The sequence below is a fragment of the Ruegeria sp. HKCCD3925 genome (assembly GCF_057221175.1).
This window is the reverse complement of sequence record NZ_JBWVBI010000003.1, coordinates 473,233-494,046: the sequence shown is the minus strand read 5'-3', so window position 1 is coordinate 494,046 and position 20,814 is coordinate 473,233. Positions and strand designations below refer to the sequence as shown.

At 57.5% G+C, this 20,814-nt stretch carries 13 protein-coding genes; 7 read left to right on the top strand and 6 right to left on the bottom strand.

Annotated elements, in window-relative coordinates; genetic code table 11:
* Positions 1-190 precede the first annotated feature (190 nt).
* Entirely contained in the window at positions 191-2,587 is a 2,397-nt protein-coding gene (locus AC2TEM_RS09850; protein ID WP_170424453.1) for a mechanosensitive ion channel family protein, read from the top strand.
* A gap of 87 nt (positions 2,588-2,674) precedes the next feature.
* Here AC2TEM_RS09850 and AC2TEM_RS09845 read toward each other — a convergent pair whose 3' ends face one another.
* The 5 genes from AC2TEM_RS09845 to AC2TEM_RS09825 are packed head-to-tail and all read right to left on the bottom strand — an operon-like array spanning position 2,675 to position 9,900.
* On the bottom strand, positions 2,675-4,030 hold the full coding sequence (locus tag AC2TEM_RS09845) for a CoA transferase (protein WP_480856159.1): 1,356 nt from the start codon (positions 4,028-4,030) through the stop codon (positions 2,675-2,677).
* Positions 4,027-5,181 carry an ABC transporter permease gene (locus tag AC2TEM_RS09840; protein WP_170397657.1) on the bottom strand — a complete coding sequence of 385 codons (1,155 nt, stop codon included), beginning with the start codon at positions 5,179-5,181 and terminating at the stop codon, positions 4,027-4,029. The genes AC2TEM_RS09845 and AC2TEM_RS09840 overlap by 4 nt, the downstream gene beginning before the upstream one ends.
* Positions 5,178-6,206: an ABC transporter permease gene (locus AC2TEM_RS09835; protein WP_170397654.1), complete on the bottom strand. Its 1,029-nt coding sequence runs from the start codon at positions 6,204-6,206 to the stop codon at positions 5,178-5,180. The genes AC2TEM_RS09840 and AC2TEM_RS09835 overlap by 4 nt, the downstream gene beginning before the upstream one ends.
* A 15-nt stretch (positions 6,207-6,221) precedes the next feature.
* Positions 6,222-8,135 (bottom strand): ABC transporter substrate-binding protein, encoded by a 1,914-nt coding sequence (locus AC2TEM_RS09830; protein ID WP_480856158.1) that lies wholly within the window; start codon positions 8,133-8,135, stop codon positions 6,222-6,224.
* Positions 8,128-9,900, bottom strand: coding sequence for an ABC transporter ATP-binding protein (locus tag AC2TEM_RS09825; protein ID WP_170404616.1), 1,773 nt, complete (start codon positions 9,898-9,900; stop codon positions 8,128-8,130). Before AC2TEM_RS09825 ends, AC2TEM_RS09830 begins: the two co-directional genes overlap by 8 nt.
* A 228-nt stretch (positions 9,901-10,128) precedes the next feature.
* Here AC2TEM_RS09825 and AC2TEM_RS09820 point away from each other — a divergent pair, with 228 nt between their 5' ends.
* The 6 genes from AC2TEM_RS09820 to AC2TEM_RS09795 all read left to right on the top strand — a co-directional run bounded on the left by AC2TEM_RS09820 (position 10,129) and on the right by AC2TEM_RS09795 (position 17,372).
* On the top strand, positions 10,129-10,626 hold the full coding sequence (locus AC2TEM_RS09820) for a class I SAM-dependent methyltransferase (protein WP_170424445.1): 498 nt from the start codon (positions 10,129-10,131) through the stop codon (positions 10,624-10,626).
* Between the two features lie 93 nt (positions 10,627-10,719).
* Positions 10,720-11,349, top strand: coding sequence for a glutathione S-transferase (locus tag AC2TEM_RS09815; protein ID WP_170511511.1), 630 nt, complete (start codon positions 10,720-10,722; stop codon positions 11,347-11,349).
* Positions 11,350-11,447: 98 nt separating this feature from the next.
* The gene (locus tag AC2TEM_RS09810; RefSeq protein WP_170424440.1) at positions 11,448-13,850 is read left to right on the top strand and encodes a GcvT family protein; all 2,403 of its coding nucleotides are present in this window, start codon (positions 11,448-11,450) and stop codon (positions 13,848-13,850) included.
* 2 nt (positions 13,851-13,852) lie between these two features.
* On the top strand, positions 13,853-15,397 hold the full coding sequence (locus AC2TEM_RS09805; protein ID WP_170424438.1) for a trimethylamine methyltransferase family protein: 1,545 nt from the start codon (positions 13,853-13,855) through the stop codon (positions 15,395-15,397).
* Complete coding sequence (locus AC2TEM_RS09800; RefSeq protein ID WP_170424436.1) at positions 15,398-16,081, top strand: TetR/AcrR family transcriptional regulator; 684 nt, start codon at positions 15,398-15,400, stop codon at positions 16,079-16,081.
* Positions 16,068-17,372, top strand: coding sequence for an FAD-dependent oxidoreductase (locus AC2TEM_RS09795; protein WP_170799713.1), 1,305 nt, complete (start codon positions 16,068-16,070; stop codon positions 17,370-17,372). Before AC2TEM_RS09800 ends, AC2TEM_RS09795 begins: the two co-directional genes overlap by 14 nt.
* On the opposite strand, the gene AC2TEM_RS09790 is transcribed toward AC2TEM_RS09795, so the two are convergent.
* Complete coding sequence (locus tag AC2TEM_RS09790) at positions 17,369-20,764, bottom strand: indolepyruvate ferredoxin oxidoreductase family protein (protein ID WP_480856157.1); 3,396 nt, start codon at positions 20,762-20,764, stop codon at positions 17,369-17,371. The two genes, AC2TEM_RS09795 and AC2TEM_RS09790, sit on opposite strands and share 4 nt — an antisense overlap.
* Positions 20,765-20,814 lie beyond the last annotated feature (50 nt).

Genomic DNA, 20,814 nt, shown 5'->3' with positions numbered 1-20,814 from the left:
CAAGCCAATTCGGAGGCTGGACGCCTTAGGTGGTCATATTCAATTTTTGTTGTCTTGGAAACACTTTATCCCATCCATTGCGTCAGGAACACGGGCTCTCACGATGTTGACACCGCGTGTGCGGATGATTTGAACAGCCTTCTGAGGTTCTATAGTCTTGGACGCAGCTACGAATTGGATGCGATATACGATGAAAACGAATGTTCTGGCCGGGCTGATTTTGGTGATTTGGGCGGCGATGCTGGCCAGTGCAACCGACGCGGTTGCGCAAACTTCGCTTATTCCGGGATACCCAATAGGATCAAGCGAGGAAACCGGTTCTTCAAGCTCTGCCGCTGACAGCGATCTGGCGGCGGCCATTCGATCCGCTTCCGAGGCGGGCGCAAGCGTAATCGTAATCGACAGCGCCGGGCAGGTTGTATCGGCAGCGGGCAATAGCGCCGACGCGACGCCAGAGGCAGATAGCATTGATCACATGGCTGAGGGTTCTCAGCTGATGAAGGCGCAAGAGCGGTTCTCAAAGTTCCGGGATTCCGTGCGCTCGCGGATGGAGGCGCTGCCCTATTCGGTCTTTGAGGTGCAATACATCCTCAGACAGACCAGTCCGGACGGGCGGATCCAGACCTATGTCGAGGTGTTGGTCCTGAACGTGTTGTTCCTTTTGCTGGGGCGTTGGTTGTCGATCGAAATCTACGGCAAGCGCATCGCGAAGCGTTTGGTGGTTGCGCGCATCAAGGAAAACCCGGTTGGCTATCGTGAAAAGATGCCTTTCCTTGTGTATCGTTTCGTGATGGGCATTGGCGGAACGATCTTTGCCATGCTTATGGCGCTGATCGTTGGCTATCTGTTCTTTGGTGAAGCGGAAGACATATCAATCCAGTTTACCGTTACGGCAATCTTTACCGCATTTTTCCTTTCGCGCACTGTCTCGGACTTGTGGCGGATGGTTCTGTCGCCTTACCTCAGCCAGTATCGCTTGCCGCCTTTTTCAGACCGGGACGCCAAGCGCCTGTATGTTTGGGCGTCAGCACTGGCGACCTATGACATCTCGGTTGTTCTGTTCTCGACATGGGTCGCGGATTTTGGGCTGAACTATAACGTCTATGCCATGGTCTATGGTAGCCTGACGCTGATCGGGGCGCTGGGCAACATACTGATGATCCTGTTCAATGCACGCGCGATCTCGAACGCTATTCGTGGCGGGCGTGCTCCGGATCAGGTGTCTTGGATACTGAAGTTCATCTCTTTCGCCTGGGCGCCGGTTCTGGTGCTTTATATGGTGTTCAGCTGGTTCAAACTGGCCGTTGATCTGGTGCTCGAGGTTCAGGATTCGATCCCGATCGTGGCCAGCAGCTATGCCATCTTTATGTCCGTCGTCGTGGCCTACGGCGCGATGAACTATCTGCTTGAAAGGTATTTTGATCGCAATCGCAGAATTGAGGTGATGAATGCCGACGCAGAAGCGGCTGAGCAGATCGAGGATGAGCTGGTGGCTGATACGCCGCAGGCCGAAAAGCGCAAACACGCCATTCTGACGTACGAAGACCTTGCCCGTCGTGTGGCAGGCATTCTGGCCTTTGTGGTGGGTCTCTATGCGCTGGTAGTGATCTGGAACCCGCAGGCCAATTGGTCGGATGACTTGCCGATCGAGCGGGCGCTGGATGTGATGGTGATCCTGTTTATGGGTTACATTCTGTTTCACTTCTTCCGCGTCTGGATCGATAGCAAGATCGCGGAAGAGACGGATGACGGCGGTGCTGAAGCCGAGCTGGGCGACGAAGGAGGCGAAGGTGGGCAGAGCCGTCTTGCAACTTTGTTGCCTCTGTTCCGCGGGGCCATTCTGGCTGTGGTCGTTGTGACCATCGCGCTGATTGTATTGATGGAACTGGGGATCAATGTCAGCCCGCTGTTTGCCGGTGCAGGTGTTGTGGGTCTGGCCGTTGGTTTCGGGTCGCAAACCCTGGTCCGCGACATCTTCTCGGGTGCGTTCTTCCTGATGGATGATGCTTTCCGAAAGGGTGAATACATCGACATTGGTGATGTGAAAGGGACGGTCGAAAAGATATCGGTCCGGTCCTTCCAACTGCGCCACCACCTTGGTGCGCTCAACACGATCCCATTTGGAGAGATCAAGGTTCTGACAAACTATTCCCGCGACTGGGTAATCATGAAGCTGCCGTTGCGGGTGACCTATGACACCGATGTCGAAAAGGTGCGGAAGCTGATCAAGAAGCTGGGTCAAGAGCTGCTGAGCGATCCGGTGATTGGTGATAACTTCATTCAGCCGCTGAAATCGCAGGGTGTGATCGAGATGCAGGATTCGGCGATGATTATCCGGGTCAAGTTCATGACCAAACCGGGTGATCAGTGGCTGGTGCGCAAGAAAGTCTATCAGGATATTCGTGAGCTGTTTGCCCGTGAAGGCATCCGGTTTGCGCATCGGGAAGTCACCGTGCGACTGGCGGATGACAAAGAGGCCGAGGACCTGACTCCCAAACAACGCGAGGCTGTCACAGGGGCCGTTCAGGCCGCGATTGACGAAGACTATCTGGACGATATCGGCCCCGGCGGTGGTGATGATCGCTAGGAGGGCTCCCGCCCCTTTGGTTTGCGTCTCTGGCGAGACGTCAACCAAAGCGTTGGGCCGGGCCGCGCGTCCCGCGCGGCGGCAGCTTTAAGCGGTAAGTGACGGCCAAGTGGGCTGCGAAGTTCCCAGTTTGGACGCAGGCAAAGCCCAGTGCATCTTTGCGGATCCAACGGTTAGCGCCGGCTTCAATCGATAGCCGGGCCCCCACCCGGAAGGTTCGAGCGCATCCGCATAATCGACAGGCAGCGACTCGGTAATTTCGTCACCGGGCTCGCTCTTGGCGAGGGTGGCCAGCAATTCGGCGGTGCGCGCCAGCGAGAGCCGGGCATCCATGACGGCCTGACCGGATGCGGCTTCGGCGAGCGCCGAGAGCAGGGCGGCTGCCATCAAGTAGCCAGTTGCGTGATCCAGTGCCTGAACAGGCAACGGAGTTGGCTTGTCGACCCCCGCCCAACCCATCCCTGCATGTGCGATTCCGGAACTCATCTGTACAAGGCTGTCAAAACCGCGGCGCGCTGCCCATGGTCCTTGCCAGCCATAAGCGTCGAGCGTGACTTCAACCCTGTTGGGGGCAAGCTGATCCCGCGTGTTTTTGCCCAGACCGAGTGCGTCCAAAGCGCCGGGCCGATACCCGTGGACAAATATGTCCGCTTGGGCCAGCAGCTCTTGCAGTTTTAATTTTCCATCGGGTGATTTCAGGTTCAGATAGGCGCAGTGCTTGCCGAGAGAAATGTCAGGAATGACGCCAGGTTCATCCCAGCCGGGTGGATCGATCCTCAGGACCTCGGCGCCAAAACCCGCAAGTGTTCGTGTCGAGACTGGCCCGGCCAGAATGCGGGTCAGATCGAGCACACGCAGCCCAGCAAGAGGTCGCGCGGCAGTCGCCTGAGGCCGATCACGTAGTTGAATATTGCGTGGCCCCTGCCATCCGATCAACGGCTCGCGGGCCAATATGCGTCCTTGCGGATGGTCATGCCACTCAGAGCGGCTGCGCATTGCGGCAGCGACGCCGCCCTCGGCGACAATCGCGGCTTCCAGTTCAGAGATGCTCCAATCCCGAACCGCGCGCGATACCAGCGCACGGTCCGACGCGACTTGCAAAACGTTCAGGGCGGCGGCGCGATGACTGGGCAGGTTGGTGTGCAGCCTGATCCACCCATCAGAGGCCTGATAGTCGCCAGCAATCGCGTCCCAAAGGCTGGGCATATCCCACCCTTCGGGTTTGAAGGAAAAGCCATACCACAAGGAGGCCAGTCGATGATCTACGGCCACCTCCGGAGGCGCTGGCGCCAGGTTCAAGGCTGTCACAAGGCGCGACAGCTCCTGCCCGACTGCCGCAAAACTGGCCGTCGCCAGTTCCGAGACCGCAAAGGCGCTGGGCCGCGCACCCGCCCCATTGACCCTGTAGGTGTCAGGTGAGGGGAGGGCGGACAGCAAGCTCATTGCTGATAGGGATCAAGGCTGTCGCGCAACCCGTCGCCAAGGAAGTTGAAGGCCAGCACGACGACGATGATTGGCAGCATCGGGATCGCGGTCCATGGATAGATTTCGATTGAGGCGAGGTTCTGCGCATCGTTCAGCATCACGCCCCAACTGACCGCCGGGGCCCGCAGTCCAAGGCCAAGGAAGCTGAGGGCGGTTTCGCCCAAGATCATCGCAGGGATTGATAGCGTGGCCGAGGCAATCAGATGCGACATGAAATTGGGTAGCAGGTGCTTTCGGATCACACGACCGGAACTTGCGCCCATCATCTCGGCCGCACGTACGTATTCCTCTTCCCTGAGAGACAGGAATTTTGCGCGGACAGATCGGGCAAGGCCTGGCCAATCGAGAATACCGAGGATGATCGAGATGATGAAGAATACCGCGACCGGGCTCCAATTTGATGGCACCGCGGCGGATAAGGCCAGCCAGAGGGGAAGTTCCGGCAGAGAGCGCAAGATTTCGATCACACGGTTGATGGTCCAGTCGATGCGCCCTCCGAAATACCCGGCCATTGACCCGAACAGGATGCCGAGGAAGAAGGATACCGAAATGCCGATCAGGCCCACTGTCAGCGACAGTTGCGCGCCATATAGGATGCGGCTGAATACATCGCGGCCCAGACGGTCCGAGCCCCACAGAAACAGCGTGGCCCCTTCGGGTGCGCAAAACAGGTGCGTATCGGATTTTATCAGGCCTGCGAGTTTGTATTCTGACCCTTCGCAGAAGAACCGGATTGGGCGCGGGTCTTCCGTGTCAGCGACGAATTTCCACTGGAAAGTTTCAAGGTCCGCCTCTGCAACTATTGGATAAACGTAGGGGCCGATGAACTTCCCCTCATGAAACCAGTTGACCGACTGGGGTGGAGCATACAGGTGCTCTCCGTTCCGATCATTGGGGCCGTAGGGGGCAATAAAGCCCGCAAAAGGCAGCATCAAGTAGCAGAGCAGTAAGAAGAGGCCAGAAATCAGACCCAGCTTGTGGGTCCTGAACTTGCGCCAGACCAGCACCCAATTAGGGGCATCGAGATCTGCGCGCTCAAGCTGCTGAATAGAGGCCTGCGGGTCAAATGGTGCGTCGTCGACATAGCGACCATCGGGTTTATCGGTCATGCTTCGCGCCCCTCGTAACGAATGCGCGGATCAAGCATGACCAGCAGGATATCGGAAATCATGGTGCCGATCAGCGTCAGCAGAGCCACGAACATAAGAATGAAGGCCGACAGGAACTGGTCCTGCGTTTTCAAGGCAGTCAGCAGGGTCGGGCCGATTGTTTGCAGACCCAGAACCACCGAGACCAAAACCGACCCGGAAACCATCGAGGGCAGCAGGTTTCCAATGTCGGCGACAAACGGGTTGAAGGCCACGCGCAATGGGTATTTCGTCAGCATCCGCGATGGGGACATGCCCTTGGCGATTGCTGTTTCGACATAAGGTTTCCCTAGTTCATCCAGCATATTGGCGCGCAGGCGCTGCATCATGGCCGAAGCACCCGAGGTTCCGATGACGAAGGTCGGAACGATCAGGTGGACAAGGATGGATTTCAACTTGTCCCAACTCATCGGTTGTCCCTCAAAGGAAGGGTCCATCAGTCCGCCGATGGGCAGGTTGAAATAGCGATGGCCATAGTAGAACAGGATCAGCGCCAACAGGAAGTTCGGGGTCGCAAGACCCAGATAGCCTACAAAGGCCGAGGTATAGTCAATCCACGTCCGTGATCTGGCCGCAGCGATGACCCCCAATGGCAGAGCAACGGCATAGACGAATAGAATGGCAGCCAGATTGACCACAACCGTCAACCACAGCGTATCGCCCACGATCTCGCGCACGGGGCGGTCAAATTCGAAGGACCAGCCATAATTGCCCTGTAACAAGCCTTCGAACCCATGCGGTCCGGGCCAGAAGCCCATCCAGATCAGGTACTGCTCGGGCAACGACCGGTCCAATGAGTATTCCTTGCGCAGAAACTCGGCCTTGGCGACACCGGCGGACTGTCCCGAAGCCTGCAGTTCGGCGATCTGGTTGCTGAGATAGTCGCCGGGGGGCAGGTTGATGATCACGAAAATCAGAACCGACACCACCAGCAATGTCAGCAGCATCGTGAAAAAGCGATACACCGCGTAGCGCAGCATGACCATTTAGCTGCTCCTGAATCAGTCGGCGAAGAAGAACTCGTCGGGACGGTGAATGCCGAAGTGTGCGCCGGGTTCCCATGCCCACATGGCCTGCTCAGGCACATTGCGCAGGCGGTTCGATACGACAATAGGCTGCGGTGCACCGTTCAGGATGCCGATCGCATAAAGCTGGTCGGCGTGAATTTTTAGCATCTCAGACCAAACAGCTCTGCGTTCTTCATCCGTGGAGGCGATTTCCCAATCGTGGGCAAGCTTCATGAGAAGTTCGGCCTCGGGCATGTCTGGTGGTTCGCCCGACCCTCCATTTGTCTGATAGTATTGGCCCCATTTAGGCCACGCCAGAAAGACCTGATCGGTCGGGGCGAGATAGGCCGGCGATGTGTGGCTTTGCGGAATGCCGTCATCCCAGCCGAACCAGACCGACGCCATTGTATTGCCCGAGAAGACCCGGTTGCGCAGAATGTCTCGATCCAATGGTCGCATGACCAGTTCGACTCCGATCTCACGCCAGGTATCCGTGACGATCTGCAGGGCATTTTCAACCTCTTGCCGCTCACCTGCGGTTTCGATGATCAGCTCCATCGGACGCCCGTCGGGCAACAATCGGATACCATCTTTGTCACGCTCGGTCAGCCCAGCCTCATCAAGCAGAGCATTCGCCTTGTCGATGTCATACTGTGCCCAAGCCTGCGCATTCGCTTCGTCGTAGAAGGGCGATGCGGGCAGAACCGACATCGCGCCGGGTTGGGCCAGCTTGAAATAGAGCGCCTGATTGATCGTCTTGCGATCAATGGCGAGCGACAGTGCCCTGCGTACACGTACATCGCGCAGAACCTCGCGCCACGCATCGTCAGTGTAGTTCAAATTGGGATAAATCGCGATCTGCGACGCGACGCCTGTTTTCCACAAAAGCGTCTTGTATCCACCTTCAGCCTCGCCCTTTTTCAAGATCGAGGCATCGCGGAATGCCAATCCGCGACCTTGCAAGTCGGTTTCACCCGCATTTGCTTTGGCCGCGACCAAACCCGGTGCGACGATTTCCATTTCGACTACGTCGATATAGGGCAGCTGAACCCCATTTGAATCCACCCGATGGTAATAAGGGTTACGGACAAAGTTGTGCCGGATTTTCTTGCCCGAACTTGCGTTGAGCCATGGCTGCAACGTCGGCAGTTCATGATTGTCGTACTTATATAGATTGTCCAACTTGTTATGCAGCGCCGCCCAGCTTTTTACCCGCGCATCTTCGACCTTGAATGCCAGTTCTTCGGGGTCTGCAAACTTCTCGTGATATTGCTTAAGGAACTCAGACGGTCGATAGATAAAGGGCGGCCGCGCCTGAGCAAGTGATTGCAGGAAATTCGGGTTGGGGTCATCCCATTCGAATACAACTGTTGTTTCGTCGGGGAAGGTGACGGTGGGTGTTCTGCCTTCAACCAGCAGGAAATCTGGTGGGCCTGAAGGGCTGAGCAATTCGTTGTTGGCCACATCCTCCCACCAATACCGGAAGTCTTCGGATGTGAACGCGGATCCGTTTGACCATTTGTGGCCGGGTCGCAGGTTCAAAGTAAATTTGCGATTGTCTTCGTTTTCGAAAGAAGCCAGCAAATCCGGGACGATGTTGTAATCCTGATCGAAGCCCACAAGCCTTGCGTAGCCATAGACCACCATTTGCCGAATGTCTTTGGACCGGGTGACCATCGTGCGCAGTGTACCGCCGGGTACGCCGAATTCGCGACCTTTGGCGGCTAAGTCCACGATCAGCGGATCTTGCGGAATACGTTCAGCAACCGGTGGCAGGTCGCCGCTTTCAACCTCGGTTTGCCAGAACGCGTTTTCCTGAAGATTAGACGGAATTTCTGCCGCAGCGGGCAGCATTCCTGCGAAGGCCAGCGTCGCGGCCAAAATCAATCGGTGAGTGGTCTCAAACATGGCAACGTACCTTATGGCCGGGCTCCAACTCTATCAAAGAAGGTATCACGGAGTCGGAAAATCGAAAGGCGTCATCCCAACTGTCGGGTGAACCGGCACCAAGCGCAACCAGTTTCAGATCAATCGGGCGATTGATATCCGGTTCGGGCTGGGCGGCAATCAGTGCCTTGGTATAGGGATGACGTGGATTGTAGAACAGGGTTTCGGGTGGGGCTTGTTCCACCACAAGACCCCGGCGCATGACGGCGACCTCGTCGGCAATGCGTGCGACGACGGCCAGATCATGCGAGATGAACAGGTAAGACAGGTTCAGACTGTCCTGCAGTTCTTCGAGCAGGGTCAAAATTTGCTCTTGAACGGATACATCCAGTGCCGAGGTTGGCTCGTCACAAACGATCAGCGCCGGGTCCAGCATCATCGCGCGGGCGATAGATAGGCGCTGTCGTTGTCCTCCAGAAAACGCATGCGGATAGCGTTTGAGCATATCGGCATTCAGCCCGACCCGCTGCAACATCGCGGCCGCTTTGTCGCGCTGCTCTGCCACGGTGCCGAGGCGGTGTATCTCCAACGGCTCGGTCATGGCATCCTGAATGCGCATACGGGGGCTAAGAGAGCTGTAGGGATCCTGAAACACCATTTGCGCCTTGCGCTGAAACGCGGTGCGTTCGGTCCGTGTCATACTGTGAACCGTTATCGGTTCGGAATCCCTTGTTGTTCTGAACAGAACTTCGCCGCCCGGGTCGGGCAGTTCAGCGCCCAGAGCGATTCTGGCGGCGGTTGTCTTGCCAGACCCGCTTTCGCCAACGATTGCAAGCGTCTTGCCGCGCGCCAGCTTCATATCTACGCCCCGGCAGGCATGGATCAGTTTGTCGGCTTTCCAACCTTTGCTCGATCGCATCGTGTAGGTCTTTGAGACCCCGGTCATCTGCAGAATTAGGTCCTCATCGGGCATCGGTATGCCGACGGCATCCTGATCGGGTATCTCAGGCGCAGCGTCGAACAGCTGCTGCGTATAGGGGTGCGCCGGATCGTTCAGAATTGGTGCTGCCGGGCCAGCTTCCATCACGCGGCCTTTGTGCATGACGACCACCCGCTCGGCCATGTTAGCAACTACACCCAGATCATGGGTGACAAGGATCAGCGCCATACCGGTCTCGCGCTGCAGCTCTTTGATCAGCCCAAGAACCTGCGCTTGGGTGGTAACATCCAGCGCTGTTGTCGGCTCGTCCGCGATGAGCAATTCAGGCTTGGACACCATGGCCATGGCAATCATGGCACGCTGGCGCATGCCGCCGGACAGCTCGAACGGATAGCTGTCGTAGGCGCGGGCAGGGTCGGGGAAACCAACCCTCTCAAACTGGGTCAGAACTTCTTTGCGGGCCTGTGCATCGGATGCGCCGCGATGCAACCAAAGAACTTCGCTGACCTGATTTCCGATTTTGTGAAGCGGTGACAGAGATCGCATCGGTTCCTGAAAAATCATAGAAACCCGATTGCCGCGAATACCACGCATCTGTCTTTCACTCAGTTCGATCAGATTAGCGGTGCCTTTGGAATCGTTCAGCGTGATCGTTCCGCTACGGATCTGGGCGGTACGCGGCAGAATACGCAGTGCAGCGCGACAGGAAATCGTTTTGCCCGAACCGGATTCTCCAACCAATGCAAGTGTCTGCCCGGGTTCGACCTCGAAGCTGACATCTTGGACAACGGATGGACCCGTGCCAAAGCCGATGCTGAGATCCCGAACGGACAACAACGCACTCATGCGGGTTTTCCACCCGTCTGGCCGCTAAAAAACATCGGCTTTGTGAACTCCCTGTCTTTTTTGAGCAGTTTCGCGCGGTTGGGGCGGCGTAGTCAAACACCTTCTTCACCCGAATTGTCGCGGAATCGTGAAACTCGGGCCGTATGGCTACACAAAGTCTTGAGTTTTTGCCATCAAAGGCGCAATCGCCCCCCGACTGGTGTCGAATGATTTTGAAAGAGGTGCCCCGTGTCCGAGCAACAAAGCCGATTGGATCTGTTCATTGACCGAATGGTCTCGCAACGTGCTTGTCTGGACTTTGCCATCGCGCAGACCACGGGGCAGCCCGGTCCGGTTTTTGAGCTGGGATTGGGAAATGGGCGCACATATCACCACATGGTTAAGCACATTCAGGACCGTCCTGTTTATGTTTTTGAACGGGCCGTTGCGTCTCATCCCGATTCGACTCCGCCCGATGATCTGGTGATTCTCGGTGATGTGCGCGAAACATTGCCTGCTTCGGTTACGCGATTTGGCGCGTCAGCCAGTCTGATCCATGCCGATCTTGGGGGACACAACCGGCAAAAGAATGATGCTTTTGCCCGCCTCGTCTCACCTTTGATCGAACCGCTTCTGGCGCAGGGCGGGCTGATGGTATCCAGCGATCGCATGTATTTTGAAACGCTGACCGAAGTGCCGCTGCCTGCAGGCGCGGTGGAGGGGCGCTGTTTCATCTACCGGCGTTGATCTGCCGTAGGGTCACTGTGTGATCCGACTCGCGCTGTAGTGCCGGGCCGGTCTAACGTCTGAGGTGTGATGCTTTGGAGGGGACCGTCAAATATGTTGTTCTACGATTGCTCAACCGCGCCAAGCCCGCGCCGTGCCCGGATGTTTATTGCGGAAAAGGGGCTGGAGATTGAAACCCGCGATATCTCAATCGCCAAAGGTGAACAGTTTAGCGATGCCTTCCGGGCCGTGAACCCCGGTGCAACGATCCCTGTTCTTGTCACGGATGAAGGCACCACGCTGACCGAAAATCTTGGCATCGCCGCCTATCTCGAAGCGCGCTTTCCGGAACCTGCCTTGATGGGGCATACGCCGGATGAAAAAGGCGAAATTCTGATGTGGAATGCCATCGCCGAACAGCAATGTGGCGCACCAATCGCGGAAACTTTGCGCAACACCCATCCTTCGTTCAGAGACCGCGCGATTACCGGGCCTGCAAACCACGCCCAAATCCCTGAACTAGCGCAGCGGGGGGCTGAGCGGGTGCGCGCCTTCTTCGATTTGCTAGAAGCCCGTCTGCAAGTCAGCGGTTTCGTTGCGGGTGATATGTTCTCTCTGGCCGACATCACCACATTTGTGTTTGTCGATTTCGCACGTGTCATCAAGATGCGTATCCCAGAAAAGAACACGGCCACACGCGCCTGGTTTGATGCCGTTCAGACACGCCCGAGCGCCCGGCTTTAAGCTGATCCGGGTGCTGTCCCTCGAACTGTACAGAAATGTCTAGACAGAAGTGAACAGTGCCTCTAGCGTCCTCTGCGAGTCATGCAGGGGAGCGCAGGATGAAATCTCAGTATCGTGTCGTAGTCATCGGTGGCGGCGTTGTCGGCGCCTCGGTTCTGTACCATCTCGCCAAGTTTGGCTGGTCAGATGTGGTCATGCTGGAGAGGCGGCGTTTGGCCTCGGGGTCTTCGTGGCACGCGGCGGGAGGCATCCATGCGCTGAACGCAGATCCGAACATGGCGTCGCTGCAGGCCTATACGATCGATCTGCTGAGCGAGATCGAAAAAGAATCGGGCCAAAATATCGGCCTGCACATGACCGGCGGCCTGACGCTGGCGGGCACGCCCGAACGGTGGGAGTGGCTGCAGGCCAACTACCGCATTTTCCAGTCTATCGGCATCGACGACTGTGAGTTGTTGTCGCCAGAGGAGGCGCAGAAACGCTGCCCGATCATGTCCACCGACGGCGTGCTGGGCGCAATGTGGGCGGATCGCGAAGGTTACATCGATACAACCGGTACGGTTCAGGCTTATGCAACAGCGGCCAAGAAACGTGGCGCGGAATACTACGAAGAAACCAAGGTCGAAAGCCTGACGCAGACTGCGGATGGTTGGGAAGTTGTGACCGACAAAGGCACTATCACTTGTGAACATGTGGTCAACGCCGCTGGCCTCTGGGCCAAACAGGTGGGGCGCATGGCCGGAGTGGAGCTGCCGGTTTCGCCGCTGAAACACCACTATCTGATCACCGATACGGTGCCTGAGGTGGCCGAGGCGGATTTCGAGATGCCGATGACGGTTGATCTTGAAGGCTTCACCTATATGCGACAGGACCAGAAGGGCGTTCTGGTGGGCATCTACGAGGTCGATCACGAGCACTGGGCTATGGACGGTGCGCCGTGGAATTACGGTGAAGAATTGTTCCAGGAACAGCTCGACCGGATCGAGAACGAGCTGACGCTGGGCTTTGAACGGTACCCGTCGATCCAGAATGTTGGCATCAAAACATGGGTGAACGGCGCGTTCACCTTCTCACCCGATGGTAACCCGCTGGTCGGTCCGGTCCCAGGCAAGCGCGGTTATTGGTCAGCCTGTGCGGTGATGGCCGGATTCCTGCAGGGTGGCGGCGTCGGTAAGACGCTGGCCGAGTGGATGATTCATGGCGAGCCTGAGGCCGACGCATGGCCTATGGACGTGGCGCGCTATGGCGATTTCGCTCAGAACAAACGCTACATCCGCGAAACAACCGGTCAGTTCTATTCCCGTCGTTTCGTGATGACTTACCCGAACGAGCAACTGCCCGCAGGTCGCCCGCTGAAGATGGCCCCAGCCCATGATGCAATGACCGAGGCGGGGTGCAAATGGGGCGTCAGTTGGGATCTGGAAGTGCCGCTTTACTTTGCGCCCGAAGGCTTTGAAGAGACGCCGACGCTGAAACGCTCGAACGCGCACGACATCGTGGCTGAGGAGTGCAAAACCATCCGCGAAGGCGTGGGACTACTGGATATCTCGGGCTTTTCGCGCTTCGAGGTCACAGGGCCAAATGCCGAGGCTTGGCTGGATAGGATCATGGCGTCGGAACTGCCTGCACCGGGGCGTGCCAAACTGGCTCCGATGCTGGGTGAAAACGGCCGCCTCAAGGGTGATCTGACCGTGCTGAACTGGGGCGACGGGACCTGGTGGATCATGGGCAGCTATTATCTGCGCGCATGGCATATGCGCTGGTTCAATGATCACATGATGGACGCCGTGAATATCCGCGATCTGGGCGAAGAATATTGCGGTTTTGCCGTGGTTGGGCCGAAATCGCAGGCTGTGGTCGAGAAACTGGCAGAACAGGATATCTCAGGCCTGAAATTCATGGGCTGCGGCGACTTTGATATCGGTCTGGTGCGTGCCCGTGTGGCGCGTATGTCGGTGACGGGCGAAAAAGGGTATGAGATAAACTGCCGCTATGGCGACCACATCAAACTGCGCCGGATGCTGCTTGAGGCTGGGGCCGGGGACGGTATCCGCGAATGCGGATTCAACGCGATGCTGTCGACGCGGCTTGAGAAGAGCTTTGGTATCTGGTCTGCAGAATTCACTCAGCTTTACACGCCAGGCATGACCGGAATGGATCGCTGGATCGACTGGAACAAGGATTTCGTTGGCAAAGAGGCTGCGCTGGCTGAACGCGATGGCAACGGTCCGGCGCAAGTTCAAGTGACGCTTGAGGTTGATGCGCTGGACGCAGATGCCAGTGGGTATGAACCGATCTGGGCTGGGGATGAGCGCGTTGGATTTGTGACTTCGGGTGGCTATGGCCACTACACGGGCAAGTCGCTGGCCATGGCTTTGGTCAACCGCGACAAGGCTGAACCGGGCACCGAGTTGTCGGTGCATGTGGTCGGTGTGGAACGACCCGCCCGCGTAATTGCGCCGTCGCCTTATGACCCGCTGGGCAAAGCGATGCGAGGTTGACCATGTCGGACTTGGGCCAAAGACGCCGACGGCGCGGGCGCGGGACCGATGCCGCCCCGCAATCTAGTCGCGAGGTGAATTATCGCCAGTTGCGCAATCCGTTTCCACAGATGGAAGTGTTCCCGACGGATCAGATTGCAGATATGCACGACACCGCATTGCGCACACTGGAAGAGTTGGGCGTGAAAGTTCTATTGCCCGAAGCGCGGCGAATCTACGCGCAGGGTGGCGCCCGCGTGGATGAAGACAGCGAAATGGTCTTCATCGGGCGGGATATGGTTGAGGCTGCGGTGGCCTCAGCTCCGAAATCCATCGGCTGCCGGGCGGGCGCGCGGCACCGGGATTTCACTTTGGAGCTGGGCTCTTTGGTGTTCCAACCCGGGGCTGGCGCTCCAAACGCGACCGATCTGGAACGCGGTCGGCGGCCAGCGAGTGGGCAGGATTATCTGGAGTTCCTAAAGCTCACTCATCACTTTGATGTCTTCCAGATGATCTCACCGCAGGTCGAACCGCAGGACGTGCCAACCAATGTGCGGCACTATTTCACCACACAAGCGCAGATGGAGCTGACGGATAAGTTCCCGTTCTTCTTCTCGCGAGGCACGCCGCAAGTGATGGACTGCTTCGAGATGCTCTCGACGGCGCGAGGTCTGTCTGACAAGGAGTTCCGCGCTAACGCCCATTGTTACACGATTATCAACACCAACAGCCCGCGGACGCTGGATATTCCAATGGCTCAGGGGCTGATCGACTTTGCGCGCCATGGTCAGATGTCGATCATCACACCCTTTACCCTGATGGGCGCAATGGCTCCGATCACGGTGGCCGGGGCCATCACGCTGTCCCATGCCGAGGCGCTTGCGGCCTTGACGCTGACCCAGCTGACCAACCCCGGTGCGCCGGTGTGCTATGGGACCTTTACCAGCAATGTCGACATGAAATCAGGGGCGCCTGCATTCGGGACACCCTCGCATTTTCAGGCGTCTTTGGCGGCGGGCCAGTTGGCCCGGTATCTGGGCCTGCCCTGGCGGTCTGCGGCGGGGTCTGCGGCAAATATCAACGACGTTCAGGCCGCCAATGAAAACCAGTTCGGCCTGTGGGGCTGCCTGATGGCCGGGGCGACGGTGATCATTCATTCGGCCGGATGGCTCGAAGGTGGCCTGACCGTATCTTTCGAGAAGATGATCTGCGATGCCGAAGTGTTGAACATGGTGGCCGAGCTTTGTGCAGGGGCACAGGCCCGTGGGGCTGAGATCGGCTTTGACTCAGCGCTGAGCGAGGTTGAACCCAGCGGACATTTCTTCGCCACGAGCCAGACAATGGAGCGCTATAATACCGCGTTTTATGAACCGCACCTGCATGACTACGCCAATTTCGGCACCTGGACCGAGCGTGGTGCGATCGACGCCAACCACCGCGCGACCGGTGTTTGGAAGGAAATCCTGGCAAATTTCAAAGCACCGGCATCAGATACGGATCGCCTTGGTGCGTTGAAGGATTTCATAGCGCGCCGTACAGAAGAGGGCGGCGCACCGCCGGAGAGTTGAATGAACACCAAACCCATCCTGCACCGGGACGATCCCGAAGCTGAACCACTGATTGGTAACGTCAAGGTCACGCGCGATGATTGGCTGAACGTGGCCATGGACGTCCTGATTTCGGACGGGGTCGAGCAGGTGAAAGTCATGAACCTTGCCGAGCGGATGGCGGTCTCGCGCTCATCATTCTACTGGTACTTCAAGTCGCGGCAGGAATTACTGGATGCGCTGCTGGCGCGATGGCAGGCGACAAATACGGCGGCCTTGATCGCTCAATCCGAATTGCCTGCTGAAACGATCACGGCTGCGGTTTGCAATGTTCAGCGCTGCGTTGTGAATACCGAACTATTCGAAACGGCGCTTGATTTTGCTGTGCGGGATTGGGCACGAAGATCGGGAAAGGTGCGGCGTATGCTGGACCAGTCCGATGCCCGTCGCCTGGCCGCGCTGCGCGCGATGTTCATCCGGTTCAACTATGATGAGACCGAGGCAGAGACGCGGGCGCGGGTGCTATATTATATGCAGATCGGATATGATCTGGCGCAGTTAAACGAACCATTGGCGATCAGGCTGTCGATGGTTCCACACTACCTTTATGTTTTTACAGGGGTCGAACCGCGACCCGAGGAAATCACCGAATTCAGCGCGTATGCGAAACGTCTCTGGGAAGGGGCAGGACATGAACCAACCTGACGCAATCATCATTGGCACCGGTGTGATCGGAGCCGCCATCGCGTTCGAGATGTCCAAGGCCGGTTGGAAAACTCTGTCGTTGGATCGCAATGCGCAGGTTGGGCATGGCTCGACCGCAGGCTCTTGCGCGATAATTCGGATGCATTATTCGACCCTCGATGGAACCGCGTTCGCTTGGGAAGGCTATCACTATTGGCGTGATTGGGCGAACTATCTGGGCTTGCCCGACACAGCCGATTTGGCGCAGTTTCGTGAGACCGGTTGTTTGGTCGTCAAGACCGAGGCCAATGGGTTTCTTGAGAAACATAAGAAATACAGCGCCGAACTGGATTGTCCGTTTGAAGAATGGACACCTGAGCGGATTACCGAACGTCTGCCGATCTATTCTCTGGACAGCTTTGCCCCGGCGCGGCGCATGGATGATCCGGAGTTCGGCCAACCGAACGGAGATCGGATTCAGGGCGCAGTGTTCTGGCCGAAAGCAGGCTATGTGACAGATCCGGCCTTGTCGGCGCAAAACCTGATGGATGCCGCCAAGCTGCATGGTGCCGAAGTGCGAACGGGCGCAGACGTGCGCGAAATCCTGTCGCAGCAGGGGCGCGTCGCAGGTGTCAGACTTGCCTCTGGTGAAGAAATCCACGCCAAAGTGGTGGTGAATGTTGCCGGTCCCGGGTCAGCGCTTGTCAACGAAATGGCCGGGGTTCTGGGCGACATGACAATTCGGACCCGCCCGCTGCGGCAGGAGGTGGTGCATGTACCCGCGCCCGAAGGATTTGATTTCGAAACGCAAGGAACAATTGTCTCGGATAGTGATATCGCGCTGTATTGCCGTCCAGAACATGGCAATCATATTCTGATCGGTTCCGAGGATCCGGCTTGTGATCCGCATCAATGGTGCGAAGATGATGTAAGCTATAACCACGATTTTACGGATCAATGGACCACGCAGGCCATGCGTTATGCCCAACGGATCCCTAGCTTGGGGATACCCTCCAGAACCCGTGGAGTGGTGGATTTGTATGATGCCTCGACTGACTGGATTCCGATCTATGACAAGTCCAGCCTGCCGGGGTTTTACATGGCCTGCGGCACCAGCGGTAACCAATACAAGAACGCGCCGATTGCGGGCAAAATGATGGCTGCGCTGATCGACTACGTCGAAGGCGGTGCGGATCATGACGACAAGCCGATGCAGTTTGAACTGCCTTACATTGGGCGCACAATCGACACCGGTTTCTATTCCCGCAAGCGACCGGTCAATACCGATAGCAGTTTCTCGGTGCTTGGTTAACGCGCCATCGCGCGCGCGTTCTCATAGCTTTCTTCCCGTACTGGACCGAAACCGCGTATCTGGTCTGCAGCTGACAGCACGTCCAGCCACTCGGCCTCGGAATGGGCGGAGGGGTTTGTCAGATACATGTCCAACAGCGATTGGTACCAGTTTAGGATATCTCGATGCAGTCGCGCTTCGGCGTGATAGCCGAAGGGGTTCAGGACCGAGCCGCGCAAACCACGTAGACGGGACAGTCCCCGCAGAACCGGGCGCATCCATGGGCCCAGTGCAAACTTGAGGGGGCGGCCCCGTTCGTCCTTGCGCCAGCTGAGCATTGGCGGGGCGAAGTGGTAACTGGTTTTGAAATCTCCCTCGAACTGTTGCTTCAGTTCGTTGTCGAAGTTTTGGGACGTTTGCAGCCGGGCCACTTCGAACTCGTCCTTATAGGCCATAAAACGGAACAGGTTGCGGGCTACGGATTCTAGAATATCGTCGGATATTTTCGGGTTTGACGCGCGGATTGCTTCAAGCTGTTGCGCATAGCGATCCGCATATGCGGCATCCTGATAATCTGTCAAAAACGCCACCCGACGCGCAATCACCTGATCCAAGGTGCCGTTTGCCTCTTCGGGTAGTGCCAGCGCGTGAATGCGGTCGGGGTCAGCCGCCAGACAACGCCCAAGAGCAAAGGCCAGCCGGTTTTTTTCGACGGCAACACCGTTAAGCAAGATGGCCTGAGCCAATGCAAGATGCGACACCGGAACCAGCTCGTTTTGCCATGCATAACCCAGCAAAATGACGTTGGCGAAGACGGAATCCCCCAGTAGCGCCTCAGCTATTGCATTTGCGTCAAGGCTGGCGAGATTGTCCACCCCAACCACATCTGCGATCGCCTGTTCCCGCTTATCGACCCGCAATTGGGCATCGCGACGCAGGACAAGATCGCCGGTGGGCATCTCAGCCCTGTTCAGCACAACGCGTGTCCCGCGGGCATAATGAGCTGAGGCTTTGGGGGCCGAACTCACCACCACATCACAGCCAATCACCGCATCCGCAGCGCCTTGATCTATGCGTACTTGGTTAAGCGCATCCGGAGCTGCGCCAAGGCGGATATAACTGAGTACCGTGCCGAATTTCTGCGCAAATCCGGTGAAATCCAGGACCGAGGCACCTTTGCCTTCCAGGTGCGCGGCCATAGTGATCAGGGCCCCAACCGTGACAACCCCAGTGCCACCCACGCCTGTCACAAGCAGATCAAACGGTGTATCCAAAGATGGAAGCTTTGGGTCCGGCAGGCCTGTTTCAAGCGCATTGAAGTCCATTTCGATGGCGCGCTTTCGTCGGGTTGCGCCCTCAACGGTCACAAAACTCGGACAGAACCCGTTCAAGCACGAAAAATCCTTGTTGCACGAACTTAGATTGATCTTGCGCTTGCGCCCCAGCGGGGTTTCTCGCGGCTCAACGCTCAGGCAATTCGATGCGACCGAACAATCGCCGCAACCTTCGCAGACAAGATCATTGATCCAGACGAACGTCGAGGGGTCCTCCATTGTCCCACGCTTGCGGCGGCGGCGTTTCTCGGTGGCGCACGTCTGTTCATAGATCAGGACCGTGACTCCGGGTATGTCGCGCAGTTCGCGTTGCAGGCTGTCCATCTTTGCCCGGTCGTGGAATGTGGTGCCAGCCGGGAAATCGGATCGGTGAAACTTGGCAATGTTGTCCGAGACCAGCGCGATCCGCGCAACGCCTTCAGCCCGGCAGGTTTGGGCAATGCCTGCAACGCTGACAGGTCCATCCACTGGTTGCCCTCCGGTCATTGCGACCGCATCATTGTAGAGGATTTTATAGGTGATATTTGTCCCTGCCGCGACCGCCTGACGGATCGCGAGTGATCCAGAATGGTACCACGTCCCTTCGCCAAGGTTCTGGAAGATATGCTTTCCGCCATTGAATTGTGAGGCCACCACATGGGGTACGCCTTCGCCTCCCATCTGTGCATACCCGACCGTCTCGCGATCCATCCAAGATGCCATTACGTGGCAACCAATGCCGCTGGCAGCGGTAGAGCCTTCTGGAACTTTGGTTGATGTATTGTGCGGGCAGCCCGAGCAGAAATAGGGTGTCCGTGTTGCGCCCGGGACATTGATCACGGGCGGTTCTGTCTCAGTCAGTGCACGCGCTTTGGCAGGCAGGTTTTCTTCAGGGAAGAACGTGTTAAGTCGGGCGGCAACAATAGGGGCCAGCATCAAAGGGCTGAGTTCCCCGGTCCATGGGATCAGCGGTTCGCCATGGCTGTCATATTTTCCTACCATCTTTTGGGGTTTGTCGCCGGGCCAGTCATAGAAATATTCTTTGAACTGGCTTTCGATGATGCCGCGCTTTTCCTCGACGACCAGAACTTCGGCCTTGCCTTTCACAAAGCGCAACGCGTTGCGACGGGCCAGCGGCCAGACCATGCCAACCTTGTAGATGTCGATCCCCAAGCGGCGACAGGCGGCTTCATCAAGGTCCAGCAAACGCAGCGCCTCCATCAGATCGAGGTGCCCCTTGCCGGTGGTCACGAAGCCGAACTTCGCGTTGTCGATGTCATAAATACGCCGGTCGATGGGGTTTTCTTCGGCAAAGGCCCGAACGGCGCGCAACTTGTGTTGGATGCGGGTCTCGATCTCGGGCGAGGGCAAATCGGCGGTGCGGACGTGCAAGCCGCGTTCGGGCAAGTCGATCTGCGGCAGGGAAAAGCTGCGATCCGGGTGCAGATCGACGGACCGTGCGCTTTCGACCGTTTCCGAGACCGCCTTGAACCCGACCCAGGTGCCTGAGAAACGGGACAGAGCGAACCCGTACTCGCCGAATTCCAAATATTCCTCGACCGAGGCTGGGTTCAATGTCGGCATGAACCACGACATGAAGGCCACATCCGACTGATGCGGCATCGAAGAACTGACGCAACCATGATCATCGCCTGCCACGACTAGCACGCCACCTTTTGGCGCAGACCCATATGCGTTTCCATGTTTCAATGCATCGCCTGATCGGTCGACACCGGGGCCTTTACCGTACCACATCGAAAAGATGCCCTCGACCTCGCAATGCGGGTCCAAAATGGCCTGTTGCGCACCAAGAACCGCCGTTGCGCCGAGGTCTTCGTTCACGGCGGGCATGAACGTGATGCGATCCGTCTTCAGCCGGTCCTTTGCGCGCCATAGCTCAAGATCCAGCCCGCCCAGTGGCGATCCGCGATAGCCCGAGACAAACCCCGCCGTGTTCAGCCCGGCCTGACGGTCGCGTCGGGCCTGGTCCATCATAATCCGCGCCAAGGCTTGCGTGCCTGTTAGAAAAACCCGGCCCTGCGTCAGGGTATAGCGGTCTTCAAGCCGATAGGTGCGGGGAGAGGGTTCGTGGTGGCTCATTGCTGCGCGTCCATGGGTTTTTGTCCTTGGTGTTCGGTTATTTTAACCCC